Source organism: Microbispora sitophila, assembly GCF_014892245.1.
GTDB classification, from domain to species: Bacteria; Actinomycetota; Actinomycetes; order Streptosporangiales; family Streptosporangiaceae; genus Microbispora; species Microbispora siamensis.
This window is the reverse complement of sequence record NZ_JADBGC010000001.1, coordinates 536,377-550,858: the sequence shown is the minus strand read 5'-3', so window position 1 is coordinate 550,858 and position 14,482 is coordinate 536,377. Positions and strand designations below refer to the sequence as shown.

15 protein-coding genes are annotated in these 14,482 nt (G+C 71.8%); 8 read left to right on the top strand and 7 right to left on the bottom strand.

Annotation, left to right across the window (positions count from 1 at the left end):
• Nucleotides 1-55: 55 nt before the first annotated feature.
• A complete protein-coding gene (locus IL992_RS02530; RefSeq protein ID WP_193201645.1) occupies nt 56-898 on the bottom strand; it encodes an IclR family transcriptional regulator in 843 nt (280 codons plus the stop codon).
• A 29-nt stretch (nt 899-927) separates the two neighbouring features.
• Between IL992_RS02530 and betA the strand changes: the two genes are divergently transcribed.
• Nucleotides 928-2,562, top strand: a complete 1,635-nt coding sequence (betA, locus tag IL992_RS02525) for a choline dehydrogenase (RefSeq protein ID WP_193201644.1) — start codon at nt 928-930, stop codon at nt 2,560-2,562.
• 1 nt (nt 2,563) lies between these two features.
• Complete coding sequence (locus tag IL992_RS02520; RefSeq protein ID WP_193201643.1) at nt 2,564-4,021, top strand: aldehyde dehydrogenase family protein; 1,458 nt, start codon at nt 2,564-2,566, stop codon at nt 4,019-4,021.
• A 2-nt stretch (nt 4,022-4,023) separates the two neighbouring features.
• On the opposite strand, the gene IL992_RS02515 is transcribed toward IL992_RS02520, so the two are convergent.
• Nucleotides 4,024-4,887, bottom strand: coding sequence for an alpha/beta fold hydrolase (locus tag IL992_RS02515; protein ID WP_193201642.1), 864 nt, complete (start codon nt 4,885-4,887; stop codon nt 4,024-4,026).
• Nucleotides 4,888-4,955: 68 nt separating this feature from the next.
• Here IL992_RS02515 and IL992_RS02510 point away from each other — a divergent pair, with 68 nt between their 5' ends.
• Together IL992_RS02510 and IL992_RS02505 are read left to right on the top strand one after the other, a co-directional pair.
• Nucleotides 4,956-5,426, top strand: coding sequence for a MarR family transcriptional regulator (locus IL992_RS02510; protein ID WP_193201641.1), 471 nt, complete (start codon nt 4,956-4,958; stop codon nt 5,424-5,426).
• Between the two features lie 55 nt (nt 5,427-5,481).
• On the top strand, nt 5,482-6,225 hold the full coding sequence (locus tag IL992_RS02505) for a Mut7-C RNAse domain-containing protein (RefSeq protein WP_193201640.1): 744 nt from the start codon (nt 5,482-5,484) through the stop codon (nt 6,223-6,225).
• Here the strand turns inward: IL992_RS02505 and IL992_RS02500 are convergent.
• Together IL992_RS02500 and IL992_RS02495 are read right to left on the bottom strand one after the other, a co-directional pair.
• Complete coding sequence (locus IL992_RS02500) at nt 6,179-6,835, bottom strand: response regulator (RefSeq protein WP_193201639.1); 657 nt, start codon at nt 6,833-6,835, stop codon at nt 6,179-6,181. The two genes, IL992_RS02505 and IL992_RS02500, sit on opposite strands and share 47 nt — an antisense overlap.
• Nucleotides 6,832-8,064, bottom strand: coding sequence for a sensor histidine kinase (locus IL992_RS02495; RefSeq protein ID WP_193201638.1), 1,233 nt, complete (start codon nt 8,062-8,064; stop codon nt 6,832-6,834). The genes IL992_RS02500 and IL992_RS02495 overlap by 4 nt, the downstream gene beginning before the upstream one ends.
• A 107-nt stretch (nt 8,065-8,171) precedes the next feature.
• Between IL992_RS02495 and IL992_RS02490 the strand changes: the two genes are divergently transcribed.
• The 3 genes from IL992_RS02490 (at nt 8,172) to IL992_RS02480 (ending at nt 10,952) form a co-directional block, all read left to right on the top strand.
• Nucleotides 8,172-8,825 (top strand): DUF998 domain-containing protein, encoded by a 654-nt coding sequence (locus IL992_RS02490; protein WP_193201637.1) that lies wholly within the window; start codon nt 8,172-8,174, stop codon nt 8,823-8,825.
• 33 nt (nt 8,826-8,858) lie between these two features.
• Nucleotides 8,859-9,785, top strand: coding sequence for a MerR family transcriptional regulator (locus IL992_RS02485; RefSeq protein WP_193201636.1), 927 nt, complete (start codon nt 8,859-8,861; stop codon nt 9,783-9,785).
• Between the two features lie 69 nt (nt 9,786-9,854).
• Nucleotides 9,855-10,952: a DUF6461 domain-containing protein gene (locus tag IL992_RS02480; RefSeq protein ID WP_193201635.1), complete on the top strand. Its 1,098-nt coding sequence runs from the start codon at nt 9,855-9,857 to the stop codon at nt 10,950-10,952.
• 21 nt (nt 10,953-10,973) lie between these two features.
• On the opposite strand, the gene IL992_RS02475 is transcribed toward IL992_RS02480, so the two are convergent.
• Together IL992_RS02475 and IL992_RS02470 are read right to left on the bottom strand one after the other, a co-directional pair.
• Nucleotides 10,974-12,146 carry an alpha-hydroxy-acid oxidizing protein gene (locus tag IL992_RS02475; protein WP_193201634.1) on the bottom strand — a complete coding sequence of 391 codons (1,173 nt, stop codon included), beginning with the start codon at nt 12,144-12,146 and terminating at the stop codon, nt 10,974-10,976.
• Between the two features lie 110 nt (nt 12,147-12,256).
• A complete protein-coding gene (locus tag IL992_RS02470) occupies nt 12,257-13,204 on the bottom strand; it encodes a quinone oxidoreductase family protein (protein ID WP_193201633.1) in 948 nt (315 codons plus the stop codon).
• 91 nt (nt 13,205-13,295) lie between these two features.
• Here IL992_RS02470 and IL992_RS02465 point away from each other — a divergent pair, with 91 nt between their 5' ends.
• Nucleotides 13,296-13,748: a MarR family winged helix-turn-helix transcriptional regulator gene (locus IL992_RS02465; RefSeq protein ID WP_193201632.1), complete on the top strand. Its 453-nt coding sequence runs from the start codon at nt 13,296-13,298 to the stop codon at nt 13,746-13,748.
• A gap of 65 nt (nt 13,749-13,813) precedes the next feature.
• Here the strand turns inward: IL992_RS02465 and IL992_RS02460 are convergent, their stop codons facing one another.
• Nucleotides 13,814-14,296, bottom strand: coding sequence for an NAD-dependent epimerase/dehydratase family protein (locus IL992_RS02460; RefSeq protein ID WP_404804725.1), 483 nt, complete (start codon nt 14,294-14,296; stop codon nt 13,814-13,816).
• Nucleotides 14,297-14,482 lie beyond the last annotated feature (186 nt).

Genomic DNA, 14,482 nt, shown 5'->3' with positions numbered 1-14,482 from the left:
GTCGTGTCCCGCCGGGGACGTCCCTCCGGCGCCTGCCGGCGTGCGGCGACCCCGGTCACCCGGCGTGGCCGAGACGGTGGCTGATGTCGGCGGCGCCCGCGACGAGCACGGGCGCGAGCTCGCGCATGCGTTCCTCGCTGAACCGGTAGGCCGGGCCGGAGGCGCTGACCGCCGCCACCACCTCGCCCTCGTGGGAGCGGATGGGCGCGGCGATGGCGTTCAGCCCGATCTCGTACTCCTCCACGGTGACCGCGTAGCCCCGCCGCAGCGCCTCGTCGAGCTGCCGCCGCAGCTCGGCGGCGTCGGTCACCGTGGCCGGTGTGAAGCGCTCCAGCCCGGCGGCGGCGATGAGCCGCTCGCGGCGCCGTTCGTCGAGGTGGGCGAGCAGGATCTTGCCACTCGACGTGGCGTGCAGGGGGGTGGGCTGACCGACCCAGTTGTGCGCGGTCACGGCCGCCTGGCCGCGCACCTGGTCCAGGTTGATGGCGTAGTGGGACCGCGCGACGGCGATGTTGACGGTCTCGCCGATCTCCTCGGCGAGCCGCCGGCACACGGGGCGGCTCTGCTGGACGAGGTCGAGCCGCGCGGCCACTCCGGCGGCGAGCCGGACGATGCCGAAGCCGAGACGATACTTTCCGCGGTCCTCGGCCTGCTCCGCCAGGCCGCGCGCCTCGAGGGCGCCGAGGAGCCGGAACGCGGTGGACTTGTGGACGCCGATCTCCGCGGCGACCTCGCTCACGCCGGCCTCGCCGCGCCGGGAGAGGATCTCCAGGATCGTCACGGCCCGGTCCACCGACTGGACGCCGCCGCTGCCCTCGGACCGCGCGGCGGCCTCGTCGCGCCCCACGAGGCCGGGGTCCGACGCGTGACGTTGCGGACGCTGCACTCTATTGCGCATATCAATATCATCCTGCCCGGGAGGCGGACATGTATGACTTCGTCATCGTCGGTGGTGGATCAGCGGGGAGCGCTCTCGCGAACCGGCTGTCGGCCGACCCCTCCAACCGCGTCCTCGTGCTGGAGGCGGGCCGTCCCGACTATCTGTGGGACGTGTTCATCCACATGCCGGCCGCGCTGATGTTCCCCATCGGCAGCCGGTTCTACGACTGGAAGTACGAGTCCGAGCCCGAACCGCACATGCACGGCCGGCGGATCTACCACGCCCGGGGGAAGGTGCTCGGCGGGTCGAGCAGCATCAACGGCATGATCTTCCAGCGCGGCAACCCCATGGACTACGAGCGCTGGGGCGCCGACCCGGGCATGGAGACCTGGGACTTCGCGCACTGCCTGCCGTACTTCAAGCGCATGGAGAACTGCCTGGCCGCCGACGCGGCCGACCCGATGCGCGGGCACGAAGGGCCGCTGGCGCTGGAGCGCGGCCCAGCCAGGAATCCGCTGTTCAAGGCCTTCTTCGAGGCCGTGCAGCAGGCGGGTTACCCGCTGACCGACGACGTGAACGGCTACCGCCAGGAGGGCTTCGCGCCGTTCGACCGCAACGTACGGCGCGGGCGCCGCCTGTCGGCCGCCCGGGCGTACCTCCACCCGGTGATGAACCGCCCGAACCTGACGGTCAAGACCCGCGCGTTCGTCACGAAGATCCTGTTCGAGGGCAAGCGCGCGGTCGGCGTCGAGTTCGACGGCAAGCGGGTGCGGGCCGGCGAGGTCATCCTCTGCGGCGGCGCGATCAACTCCCCGCAGCTCCTGCAGCTGTCCGGCGTGGGCGACGCCGACCACCTGAAGGCGCACGGCGTCGACGTGGTCCACGACCTGCCCGGCGTCGGCGCGAACCTCCAGGACCACCTGGAGGTCTACATCCAGTACGCCTGCAAGCAGCCGGTGTCGATGCAGCCCGCGATGAAGTGGCGCAACCGGCCGTTGGTCGGCGCGCAGTGGCTGTTCCTGCGCTCGGGGCCGGGCGCGACGAACCACTTCGAGGCCGGCGGCTTCGTGCGCGGCAACGACGACGTCGACTACCCCAACCTGATGTTCCACTTCCTGCCCGTCGCCGTGCGGTACGACGGCTCGGCCCCGGCCGGCGGGCATGGCTACCAGGTGCACATCGGTCCGATGTACTCCGACGCCCGCGGCTCGGTGAAGATCAAGAGCGCCGACCCACGGGTGAAGCCCGCCCTGCGGTTCAACTACCTGTCCACCGACCAGGACCGCCGCGAGTGGGTCGAGGCCATCCGGGTGGCCCGCGGCATCCTCAACCAGCCCGCGATGGACGCGTTCAACGGCGGCGAGCTGTCCCCCGGCCGGCAGGTCGAGACCGACGAGCAGATCCTCGACTGGGTGGCCAAGGACGGCGAGACCGCCCTGCATCCCTCCTGCACCGCGAAGATGGGCGTGGACGAGATGTCCGTGGTCGACCCGCTGACCATGGGGGTGCACGGCCTGGAGGGCCTGCGGGTCGTGGACGCCTCGGTCATGCCGTACGTCACGAACGGCAACATCTACGCGCCGGTGATGATGGTCGCGGAGAAGGCGGCCGACCTGATCCTCGGTAACACTCCCCTGGCCCCCGAGCCGGTGGAGTTCTACCGGCACAGGAAGGACGCCTGACATGAAGGACCTGCACATCGGCGGGCAGTGGTGCGACGCCGCCGAGGGCGGCCGGCGCGAGATCCACTGCCCGGCCGACGGACAGCACGTGGCCACCGTGGCGGAGGCCACCCGCGCCGACACGGAGGCCGCGATCGCGGCGGCCCGGCAGGCGTTCGACGAGGGGCCGTGGCCGCGTACGCCGGAGCGGGAGCGCGGGGCGCTGCTGCTGCGGGTGGCCGGTCTGCTGGAGCGCGACAAGGCCGAGATCGCGCGGGCGGAGTCGCTGGACACCGGCAAACGCCTGGTGGAAAGCGAGTACGACGTCGACGACGTGGTCGCGTGTTTCCGCTACTTCGGCGGGATCGCCGGCACCGACGCCGGGCGGGTGGTCGACACCGGCCGCGCCGATGCGATCAGCCGGGTGGTGTACGAGCCGGTCGGGGTCTGCGGCCTGATCACGCCGTGGAACTACCCGTTGCTGCAGACCTCCTGGAAGGTGGCGCCCGCGCTGGCGGCCGGGAACACCTTCGTGCTCAAGCCGAGCGAGCTGACCCCGTCCACGGCGATCCTCCTGATGCGGCTGCTGGAGGAGGCGGGGCTGCCGCCGGGGGCGGGCAACCTGGTGCTCGGGGCCGGCGCTGAGGTGGGCGCGCCGCTGGCCGGGCACCCGGACGTCGACATGGTGTCGTTCACCGGCGGGCTGGCGACCGGGCGGCGCATCATGGCCTCGGCCGCGCAGACGGTCAAGCGCGTCGCGCTGGAGCTGGGCGGCAAGAACCCCAACATCGTGTTCGCCGACGCGGACTTCGACACGGCGGTCGATCTCGCCGTGACCGCGGTGTTCCTGCACTCGGGGCAGGTCTGCTCGGCCGGCGCCCGGCTGCTGGTGGAGGACTCGATCCACGAGGAGTTCGTGGAGGCGGTGGTGCGCCGGGCCGAGCGGATCAGGCTGGGCGGGCCGTTCGATCCCGAGGCCGAGACCGGACCGCTGATCTCCGCCGAGCATCTGGCCAAGGTCGAGGCGTACGTCGAGGCGGGGATCGCCGAGGGCGCGAAACTGCGCTGCGGCGGGCGGCGCCTTGAGGGGAACGGGTATTTCTTCCCCCCGACCGTGCTGGACGGCTGCCACCGTGAGATGCGGGTGGTCCGGGAGGAGTCGTTCGGGCCGGTGCTGACGGTGGAGCGATTCTCGGGTGAGGACGAGGCCGTCGCGTTGGGCAACGACACCGACTACGGGCTGGCCGGAGCCGTGTGGACGACGGACGCGGGCAAGGCGCAGCGGGTGGCCGGGCGGCTGCGGCACGGCACGGTGTGGATCAACGACTACCACCCGTACATGCCACAGGCGGAGTGGGGCGGGTTCAAGCAGTCCGGCATCGGCCGCGAGCTGGGCCCGACCGGCCTCAACGAATACCGCGAGATCAAGCACATCTGGCAGAACACCGATCCCCGCCCCCAGCACTGGTTCCGTCCCTGATCTCAGGCGTCCCGCCCGTGCGCGGCGAGGAACTTCTCGATGCGCGCGTCCATCTCGGGTGGCGGCGCGAGGGGAAGGGTGTGGTGGGTGGCTCCGGGCAGTACGGCCGTCTCCACGCGGGGCAGGAGCGCCGCTGCGGAGGCGGCCACCCGGCCGATGTCATGCGCCCTGCTGCGCTCGGCCAGGAGAAGCAGCACCGGGGACCGCAGCCCCCGCAACTCCTCCGGTCCGGGACGCGGACCGGTCAGGGGCCGGGCGGCGGGGAAGGCGGCGGCGCGGTCGTAGAGGCGGAGCCACGTCTCGTCCAGCGCCGCACGCCGGGTCTCCCATTCGAGGAACGCGCGACGTCGCCGTACGGTCGGGCGGAGCAGCATCGGCAGGGCGCGCAGCAGGTAGCGGCGGGAGAAGCCGGTGAAGCAGTTGGTCGGGTCGACCAGGACCAGCGCCCTCACCCTGCCGGGAGCGTGCGCCGCGTAGTGCAGGGCGCTCCACGCCCCGTAGGAGTGGCCGCACAGGGACACGCGTGAGGCGCCGAGCCCGTCGAGCACGGCGTCGAGCCAGACCATCTGATCGCCCAGCGTCCGGATCGCCCGCTCACCGGCGACGCTGCGCCCCGCCTCGCCGACGGTGTCGACCGCGTGCACCCGGTAGGCCGTGCCGAGCGCCCTCGCCGTACCGGACCAGACGGTCGAGGTGGTCCCGCCGCCGTGCAGCAGGACCACCGGCGGCGCGTCCGCCGGGCCGACGGAGTTGACGTGGGTCGTGCCGTAGGGCGTGCGGATCTCGACCGGCTCGGTGGAGGCGGGCCAGCGTGCCGCCAGGACGGCGTCGTAGGCCGCGAGAAACGCGTCGTCGATGCTCTTCAAGACGGCTCCAGAATGACTCGCTGAGCGATAATCTCGTTGAGCGAGATAATAGACCGAGGAGGGCTGCCATGACGCCAGGGGCGGCGCGCGAGCACGAGGGCCCGGAGATGGAGATCTTCCATCTGCTGCGGGCGGTGACGGTGGAGTACGGCCTGCGTCAGGCGGAGTTCGCGGCCGAGCACGGCATGCACGTCACCGACGTGCGGGCGCTCATCTGCCTACTGGACGCGGAGCGGGCCGGGATCGACGCCACCGCCGGCTTCCTCGGCGCCGGGCTGGGCCTGAACTCGGCGGGCACCACCGGGGTCGTCGACCGGCTCGAACGGCTCGGCCTGGTCAGCCGGGTCCGCGACGTCAAGGACCGGCGCCGGGTCCTGCTGAGAGTCGAGGACCGCGCCAAGGAACTGGGGTGGAGCTACTTCGGCCCGCTCATCGACAGGACGGTCGGGGTGCTGTCCGGATTCGACGAGCGGCACCTGGCCGCGGTGCGGCTCTTCCTCCGGACGGCACTGGACGCGTTGACGACGGAAGGCCCATGACCGGCGGCCGTGCCCGCGCCCCCCTGTGTCCGGCGGCGGGAGGCATGCTGGGGACATGGAGGTGTCCGTACGCTTCGCGCCCGAGCTGTGGATCTTCCTCGCGCCGCGCAACCGGCGGCCCGAGGTGCTCCTGCCGTACGACGGGGCGTCCTCGCTCGGCCACCTGATCGAGTCGGCAGGCGTTCCGCTGACCGAGATCGGCGAGCCGGTCGCCGGAGGCCGCCCGGTCGCTCGGTCGCACCGGCCGGGCCCGGACGAGGTGGTGGAGGTGCCGGCCGCGCCCAGGCCACAGGCCGTGCCGGGCTGCCGGTTCGTCCTCGACGTCCACCTGGGGACGCTGGCGCGGCGGCTGCGCCTGGTCGGCCTGGACACCGCCTACCGCAACGACATGGACGACGACGACCTGATCGAACAGGCCAACGCCGAGGACCGGGTGCTGCTCACGCAGGACCGAGGCATCCTGCGGCGCCGGTCGCTGCGGCTCGGCGCGTACGTGCGCGGCGCCCGGCCGGACGACCAGTTCCTCGACGTGCTCGACCGCTTCCGCCCGCCGCTGACCCCGTGGACCCGCTGCACGGCCTGCAACGGGCGGCTCGCCCCGGTCGGCAAGGCCGAGGTGGAGGAGTCGCTGGAGCCCGGAACCCGGCGCAACTACGACGAGTTCGCCCGCTGCCTCGCCTGCGGCCGGACTTACTGGCACGGCGCCCACGGCGGCGACCTGTCCGCCGTCGTCGACCGCGCCCTCCACGCGGTCAGTCCCGCGCGTCGTGAGCGAGCAGGGCGAGCTGGATCCGGTTGAGCAGGCCGAGCTTGGCCAGCGTGCTGGAGATGTGGGCCTTGACCGCTCCCACCGACATGTACAGCCGCTGGGCTATCTCCGCGTTGGACAACCCGTCCGCGACGGCGTACGCCACCTCGCGCTCTCGGTCCGACAGCGTGGAAAGCCGGTCGCGCGCCTGCTGCGCGCGGGTGGCCCCGCCCCCGGCCACTCGGGCGATGAGGTTGCGCGTCACCTCGGGAGACAGCACCGGCTCCCCCGCGGCGGCCCTGCGCACCGCCTCGACGATCCGCTCCGGCGGCGTGTGCTTGACCAGGAATCCGGCCGCGCCGGCGCGCAGCGCCTCGATCACCGTGGTGTCGCCGCCGAAGGTCGTCAGGACGATCACCTCCGGCCTGCGTCCCGACCGTGCCGTCAGCGAGCGGGTCGCCGCGATGCCGTCGAGATACGGCATGCGGACATCCATCAGGATCACGTCCGGGGCGAGGCGGGCCACGGCGCCGGGCACCTCCGCACCGTCGGCGGCCTCACCGACGATCTCCAGCTCAGGCGCGCCGCGCAGCATCAGCCGCAGGCCCGCGCGGACCAGCGGATCGTCGTCGACGAGCAGCACCCGGATCGGGCCGGTCATGTCTGCCACGGTAATCGGGCGATCAGCCGAAACGAACGGTCCAGCCGCCCGTGCTCCAGGGTGCCGCCGGTGAGGGCGACCCGCTCGGCCAGCCCGGCCAGGCCGTTCCCCCCGGTCCCGGCGGAGTCGCGGCCGCCCCGCAGCGGGTTCTCCACGCTCACCGTAAGCACGCCGCCCGGCTCCCCCTCGATCCGTACGGTCACCGGGACGCCCGGCGCGTGCTTGCGGGCGTTGGTCAGGCCCTCCTGCACCACCCGGTAGGCGACCTGCTCCACGTGCCGCGGAGGGGATGCGTCCGCCTCGACGCCCGCGCGCAGCAGGACCCGCTGTCCCGCCGCCTCGGCTTCGGCGAGCAGTGCGGGAATGTCGGCCAGCCGGTGGTGCGGCCCGCTCCCGGCGGTCGTCGCCTCGTCGGAGCGCAGCACCGCCAGCACCTCGGCGAGCTCGTCGACCGCCCGCCTGGCGTTGTCCTGGATGACCTCCGCGGCCTGGCCGACCTCGGCCGGGCCGAGCGGCGGCCCAGCGCCGGAGGCGGCCCGCGCCGTGCGGTAGGCGAGCGCCCCGGCGTGCACGCTGAGCAGCGAGATCCGGTGGGCCAGCACGTCGTGCATCTCCCGGGCCAGGCGCTCGCGCTCGGCTCTGCGTGCCTCCTTCACCCCGAGCAGGTGTTCGCGCCGCTGCACCTCGGCGTCGTGCCACAGGCTCACGACGAGCAGGCGGCGCGCCCGCACGGCCGTCCCGAGGCAGAACGGGACGACGAACAGCAGCAGCGTCGTCGCGACGATCACCGGCCGCTCCACGCCGGGAGGCCGGCCCAGCAACGCGTAGTGGCCGACGACCACCAGGTAGGCCGCGGTGACCGTCGCCGCGCGCGGCCACGGACGGTGGACGGCCACCGTGAGCGTGATCACCATGGCCGCGCCCAGCGCCGATCCCGAGACCAGCAGCGCGGGCACCATGGCGACGGCCAGGAGCACCGGCAGGCGGCGCCGCCACCACAACGCCAGGCAGGCGAGGGCGCCGACCCAAGGGTTGACCGTGACCATCCAGCCGGGCACGAAGGCCACGCCTTCCGGGGGGAAGTCCCGGTTCTCCACCCACAGGACCGCCGAGAACCCGAACAGCACGGCGTCCGCCGTCCAGTCGCGTACTGTGCGGCGAGCCGCGGGCCATCCGTCGAACGCGGCGAGCTCGGCCGGCACCAGGAGCCGGCGTGGCCTGGCGGTCATGGCCCGAGCCTACGTGCGCCTTCCCGCGCGCGGCTCTGGCCGGACGGCCACACGGTATGGCCGTCCGGCCACTGCGCCCGACCGGGCGCCAGGCGTGGGATGTCGGCATGGATGCCATCGCAGAGCCTCGCAGAGCACGGCCCGCGACATTGGTGTGCGGCGCCGTCAGCGGCCCGCTCTTCCTGGGCGTGATCCTCGTGGAGGGCGCGCTCCGCTCGGGCTACGACCCGTTCCGTCATCCCGGCAGCGCGCTGAGCCTCGGCGACCGGGGCTGGATCCAGATCGCCAATTTCCTGCTCACGGGGTTGTCGCTGCTCGGCTTCGCCGCCGCGGTGCGCACCGTGCTGCGATCAACGGCCGGTGCCCTGCTCGTCGGCGTGGCCGGGCTGGCCATGGTCGTCTCCGGCCTGTTCACGATGGATCCGATGCACGGCTATCCGCCGGGCAGCTCAGACCCGATCACGACGAGCTGGCACCATCAGGTGCACGACGTGGCCGGTGTGGTGTTATTCCTCGCCCTGCCGGCCGCCTGCCTCCCCATCTCCCGCCGTCTCGGAGGCGGCTGGCGCGCGTACCTGCTGCTGACGGCCGCGGCCGGGCTGGTCCTGATGGTCTGGTTCGGCACCGTCTGGGAGGCCGGCGCCGCGAACGCGGGCCTGATCCAGCGCGTTCTGATCGCGGTGGATCTCGGCTGGGTGAGCCTCCTCGCCGTCCATCTGCTTGCCTTCAGAGTTTCTCGGAAAGCAGGAGAGCGGGGTTGAGTCTCCGGTAGGGGGAGGCGCGAGGGTGGGGGCATGGACGGCGACACGCTCTACTCGATCGGTGAGCTGGCACGGCGGACCGGATTGACGGTCAAGGCCATCCGGTTCTACTCCGACCGCGGGATCGTGCCGCCCACCGGCCGCAGCCCGGCCGGCTACCGCCTGTACGACACCGACGCCGTCGCCCGGCTGCACCTCGTACGGACGCTGCGCGACCTGGGGATCGACCTTCCCACGATCCGCAAAGTCCTGGACCGGGAGACCACGCTGGCCCAGGTCGCGGCGGCGCACGCCGAGGCGCTGGCGACGCAGATCCGGGTGCTGCGCCTGCGGCGCGCGGTGGCGACGGCGGTGGCACGGCGCGGCTCCACCCCCGAGGAGATGGATCTCATGCACAGACTCGCCAGGCTTTCCGAGGACGAGCGCCGGCGGCTGGTCGACGGTTTCCTCGACACCGCCTTCGGCGGCCTGGACGCCGACCTGACGGGAATCAGGCGCACGATGACTCCCGAGCTTCCCGACGACCCCGAAGACGAGCAGGTCGAGGCGTGGATCGAGCTGGCCGAGCTGGCCGCCGACCCGGAGTTCGGGGCGCTCATGCGGCGCGTCGCCGAGCAGCACCTGGCCGACCGCGTCCGGACAGGTGGCCCGCACCCGGACGCGGTGGCGATGGTCCGCGACCACGTCGCCCCCGCGCTCGCCGCGGGCGTCGACAGCGCCTCACCCCAGGCCGACGCGATCGTCGCCGCCGTGACCGCACAGTATGCCGGCCTCGTCGGCCACCCGGACGACACCGCGCTTCGACACCGGCTGCTCACCCTGCTGGAGACCGCGAACGACCCGCGCAGGGAGTCCTACTTCCGGTTGCTCGCCGTGGTCAACGGCTGGCCGCCCCCGGACCCGCTGACCCCGGCCCTCACCTGGTTCGTCCACGCGCTGAGAGCCCGTTCTGACCAGTGAGGGAGCATTCTGTCGGCGTCCTCTGGCAAGATCACGCCAACAGATCTTCCGCCTGCTCCGGAGCGTCCCTTGAACGACGACCGCCCTGCCTTTGCTGAGATCTTTTCTCACTACCGGAAGCTGCTGCGAGAGGAACCGTGGCTGGAGGTGGCGATGTGCTGGACGGTCGTCGTCCCGCACGACCACCGGCCGTTCTCCGTCGCCGGCATCGGATCTCGGGTGAGCGGCGGGACCCGGCACGAAGTGCACGAGGCCACGCCGTTGGACGCGTTTCCCCCCGACGGGGTCCTGCCGATGGCGGTGGAACCGGCAGGATCGGCCGTGATGCTGTTCGAGAACAACGGATTCCTGGGCAGCCTGCCCGAAGTCCTGCGGCGGCTCAGCCGCGACGGCCGGGTGTGCGGCGTCTACTGGAACGTCGAGGGCGACAACAGGCTGAGCTACGCTGCCGACGGCAGGGTGCTTGTCGGCCTCGACGCGATGTTCTGGGACGAATGGGCCGGCGACGACTTCGCGGTGCTGGAGCCCGAGCTGCGTGCCATGACCGAACTGCTCGCCGGGGACGAGGACGACTGGCAGGCCGCCGCGATGACCGTGGTGGAGCTGGTGACCGGGATGCGACTCACCGGCGAATGGCTGTCCGCCGCGCATCCCAACCTCACCTTCCAGTGGCCCGTCGCGGCGGAGCCGCCCTCAGCGGAGGAACTCGCCGAATACCGGAACGACCCGGAGGTGAAGCTGAGGGTCACGGTGGAGGCGGCGTCCCAGTCGCGGCAGTTCGCCGCTCTCGCGCACGTGGCGGAACTGCTCGCCACGCGGTTCCGGCTCGGCGAGTTTCCCGTCGTACGGGACGTCCGGGCCGACCTCGCGGCCGGACGGCGGGCCGGGGAGCAGCGAATCGTGGAGTTGCGGGAACAGCTCGTGACGCCTTTGGCTCAGCGGTTCCACGAAACCGATGACGATGACGACGTGGACGGCGTGTCGTTCGAGGAGAACCCGGCGTGGCAGCGGATGCAGGCGGGGATCGCTCTGGACATCGCCGCCCGCGGTCCGGGAAGCGCTCCGATGGGGTTCGACGCCTACCATCACGCCGGTCTGGCCCTGGGCGACGACTGGCCCGCCCTCCGCGAGACCCTCCGCGAGAGCCTGTCGGGCACGGGTGCCTGAATCAGGGTGCATTGAGCTCTCTCACGGCGCGGTGGCACCGCCGTCCACTCGGCGCAGCGCCTCGGGCGTGAGGTCCTTCAGGGTGGGATACCCGTCGACGGCCATGATGAGGTCCGCTTCCGCCAGCATGGAGCGCAGCACGTGCACGACGGCGTCCACACCGCCGACCGCGAGCGCGTACGCGTACGGACGGCCGATTCCCACGGCGGTCGCGCCCAGGGCCAGCGCCTTGATGACGTCGGCGCCGCTGCGCACGCCCGAGTCGAACAGGACCGGCAGCCCGTCGGCGGCCTCGATCACGCCGGGCAGGCACTCCAGGGCGGGCAGTCCTCCGTTGGCCTGCCGTCCCCCGTGGTTGGAACAGTAGACGGCGTCCGCGCCATGGTCCCTGGCCCGGCGGACGTCCTCGGGATGACAGATCCCTTTGAGCATCAGCGGCAGCCTGGTCTGCGACCGCAACCAGTCCAGGTCGTCCCACCTGAACGGCCCACCGAAGATCGGCAACCTGCGCATGAAGGCCTCGGTGGCGTCCTCGCCGGGCCGCAGTCCCTCCCGGAACACGGGGTCGCTGGTGTAGTTGCTCAGGCATCCGCTGGGCACCTGGGGATAGTTCGAGCCGCGCAGGTCCCGGGGACGCCAGCCGGTGACCCAGGTGTCCAGGGTGACGGCGATGCCCTTGAAACCCACCGCTTCGGCGCGGTGCACCAGGCTCGCGGCCAGATCCCGGTCCGGCGGTGTGTAGAGCTGGAAGAAGCCGGGCGTGTCGCCGAGCGCCGCGGCCACGTCCTCCATCGGATCCGCGGACAGGGTCGCCGCGAAGAACGGAACGTGCGTACGCGCGGAGGCTCGCGCGCAGGCGAGGTCGCCGTGATCATCCTGGGCGCACACCCCGATCACCCCGATGGGCGCCATGAACACCGGCGAGGGCAGCCTCGTCCCGAACAACTCGATCGACATGTCGCGCTCAGCGGGGGCGACCAGCATGCGCGGATACAGGCCCCAGCGCTTGAACGCCTCGCAGTTGGCCCGCTGGGTGTGCTCGTCACCGGCGCCGCCGGCCACGTACCCCCAGACCTTCGGCCGCATCGCGGCCGAAGCCCGCTCTTCGAGCTCCGCGAAGGTCATGGGGTATGGCGGCTGATGGCCGCTCCGTCCCTGGGCGTACAGCTCGTCCTGGTACTTCGCGAAACTCATACGTGCGCGTTACCCGGGGCAGAGGGCACTACCCGAGTCGAGCGGCCAAGCGACGTCCAAGTATGCGGAAAAGAGCGAGGCCGCCGTGACCGAACATCGGCGGCCGGGCTTCAGGCGACGCGGACGACGCTCTTGCCGCGGGTCACTCCGCCGGCCAGGTCCGCTATCGCCCGCCCCACGTCGGCGAGGGGGTATTCGGCGGTGACGTCGAGACGGACCGACCCGTCGGCGATCAGGGCCATGGCGCGAGCGGCGCTGTCGGCCAGCTTCCGCGGGCTGGTCTGACTCGCCAGGTTGCTGTTGTAAGTCATCAGCGACTGGCCGTGCGTCAGCAGATCGTTGGCCGACACGGTGACCGGCTCGAATGAGGCGATGTTGCCGTAGACCACGATCCGGCCGTGCGGCGCCAGACGTGCCAGGTTCGCGACCCGCGTGACGCCGCCGATCGGATCGAGGATCACGTCGAACGTCCCGTCACCGAGGGCATCGGGAAACTGATCGCGTACCAGCACCTCGTGATAGCCGAACCGGCGTGCGTAATCGACCTGACCGGCGTTGCCGACCACCCCGACGATTCGGTCCGCGCCTGCGGCGGCGGCGAACTGCCCGGCCAGGGAGCCCACACCGCCGGCGGCGGCGTGGATCAGAACGCTGTCGCCGCGCGATACCCCGGCGACAGTGCTGATCAGGTCGTAGGCGGTCGGCGCGACCCATCCGAAAGCGGCGGCATCACGGGTCGCGATCCCGGCCGCGTTGATCGCGAGCACCGCAGGCGCGGTCACGACCTCGGCGTAACCGCCCCCGCCGATCAGCGCGGTCACCTGCTCGCCGATGCGGGCCTCGTCGACACCCTCCCCGACGGCGATGATCTCTCCCGCCGCCTCGAAGCCGGGCACGAACGGGCGCGGAATCGGGAAGTGCCCTGCACGCACCAGCACATCACCGTACTGCACCCCCGCGTAGGCGACCCTGATCGCGACCTCGCCCGGCCCGGCCACGGGCTCGGCCATCTCCGAGATCCGGAGCTGGTCGTCGGCGCCCAGAACAACAGCCTTCATGGAATACAACCTTCTGTGTCGACTCAGTATCCTGATACTGAACCGACCGTAGGGAGTATCAGTATCCTGTGTCAACCCAGGGAGTTGTGACATGCCTGAAGTGCCCATCGAGGAGTACGTGTGCACCCGCATCCGCCGTGCCGAGCAGGCGCTCATGGCCCACCACGAGGGGGTGCTGCGCGATTATGGGCTGACCATGACCCAGTACACGGTGCTGCTGACCCTGTCTCGCGACGACGGCATGTCAGGTGCTCAACTGGCCCGCGCGTGCGGGGTCACCCAGCAGAGCATGGCCACAGTCCTGACAGGGATGCAGAACAAAGGGCTCATCGACCGGCAGCCGTCCCCTGTGCACGCCAAAGTCCTGATCGCCACCCTCACCCCGGAAGGCCGTGACCTGCTCGACCGCGCCTACCAGGAGGTCATCGTGCTCGAACGCGCCCTGACCGGCCGATTCACCCCCGACGAGCACCGGCTGTTCTGTGAGTTCCTCGACCGCGCAACCGCCACCCTCGTCGAGCAGACATCCGCCCACACCGACTGAGAGCGGACGACGGGCCCGCTCACGGCGTGGGGGAAGCCGCGGGCGGGCCCGATGGACCGCGAGGGTCAGGAGGCGACCGAGTAGGAGGTGAGCTCCTTCTCGAACCAGTCCATGGTGCGGCGCAGGCCGGTGACGGGGTCGACGCGCGGACGCCAGCCGAGCCGCTCCTCGGCGAGCGAGGTGTCGGGACGGCGGACGGCGGGGTCGTCCACCGGCCGCTCGACGAACCGGATCGGGGAGGACGAGGCCGCCAGGTCGCGGATCGTCTCCGCCAGCTCCGCCATCGACATCTCTGCCGGGTTGCCGATGTTCACCGGCCCGGCGAAGTCGCTCTCGGCCAGCGCGAGCACGCCGTCGATCGTGTCGTCCACGTAGCAGATCGACCGCGTCTGGCTGCCGTCGCCGGTCACGGTGATCGGCTCGCCGAGCAGCGCCTGACGGATGAACGTGGGGATCGCCCGGTCATCGTGGAGCGACGGCGCCACCGCCACCCTCGTCGCCCAGAAACCCGCCGCCCACACCGGCTGGCAGTCCAGGCCCCTGCCCATCCGAGAGCTCGCAGCAGCGTCAGCACTCCAGGCCGCACCGCACACGCCGGCCACGTGCGGGGAGACAGCCCGCGCCCGGACGCGCGCCCACCGCGTCGACGTCCGGCTCCGCGTTCCCCCGTCCCCCTCCGGTCGCGGGCCCCGAAAGCCGCAGCGTCAGGAATGTCACCCTGCCCTCGTGACACT

Coding starts and splice junctions, on each gene's coding strand:
- IL992_RS02530 (WP_193201645.1), bottom strand. CDS start 898: ATGCGCAATAGAGTGCAGCGTCCGCAACGTCACGCGTCGGACCCCGGC.
- betA (WP_193201644.1), top strand. CDS start 928: ATGTATGACTTCGTCATCGTCGGTGGTGGATCAGCGGGGAGCGCTCTC.
- IL992_RS02520 (WP_193201643.1), top strand. CDS start 2,564: ATGAAGGACCTGCACATCGGCGGGCAGTGGTGCGACGCCGCCGAGGGC.
- IL992_RS02510 (WP_193201641.1), top strand. CDS start 4,956: ATGACGCCAGGGGCGGCGCGCGAGCACGAGGGCCCGGAGATGGAGATC.
- IL992_RS02505 (WP_193201640.1), top strand. CDS start 5,482: ATGGAGGTGTCCGTACGCTTCGCGCCCGAGCTGTGGATCTTCCTCGCG.
- IL992_RS02500 (WP_193201639.1), bottom strand. CDS start 6,835: ATGACCGGCCCGATCCGGGTGCTGCTCGTCGACGACGATCCGCTGGTC.
- IL992_RS02495 (WP_193201638.1), bottom strand. CDS start 8,064: ATGACCGCCAGGCCACGCCGGCTCCTGGTGCCGGCCGAGCTCGCCGCG.
- IL992_RS02490 (WP_193201637.1), top strand. CDS start 8,172: ATGGATGCCATCGCAGAGCCTCGCAGAGCACGGCCCGCGACATTGGTG.
- IL992_RS02485 (WP_193201636.1), top strand. CDS start 8,859: ATGGACGGCGACACGCTCTACTCGATCGGTGAGCTGGCACGGCGGACC.
- IL992_RS02475 (WP_193201634.1), bottom strand. CDS start 12,146: ATGAGTTTCGCGAAGTACCAGGACGAGCTGTACGCCCAGGGACGGAGC.
- IL992_RS02470 (WP_193201633.1), bottom strand. CDS start 13,204: ATGAAGGCTGTTGTTCTGGGCGCCGACGACCAGCTCCGGATCTCGGAG.
- IL992_RS02465 (WP_193201632.1), top strand. CDS start 13,296: ATGCCTGAAGTGCCCATCGAGGAGTACGTGTGCACCCGCATCCGCCGT.
- IL992_RS02460 (WP_404804725.1), bottom strand. CDS start 14,296: ATGGGCAGGGGCCTGGACTGCCAGCCGGTGTGGGCGGCGGGTTTCTGG.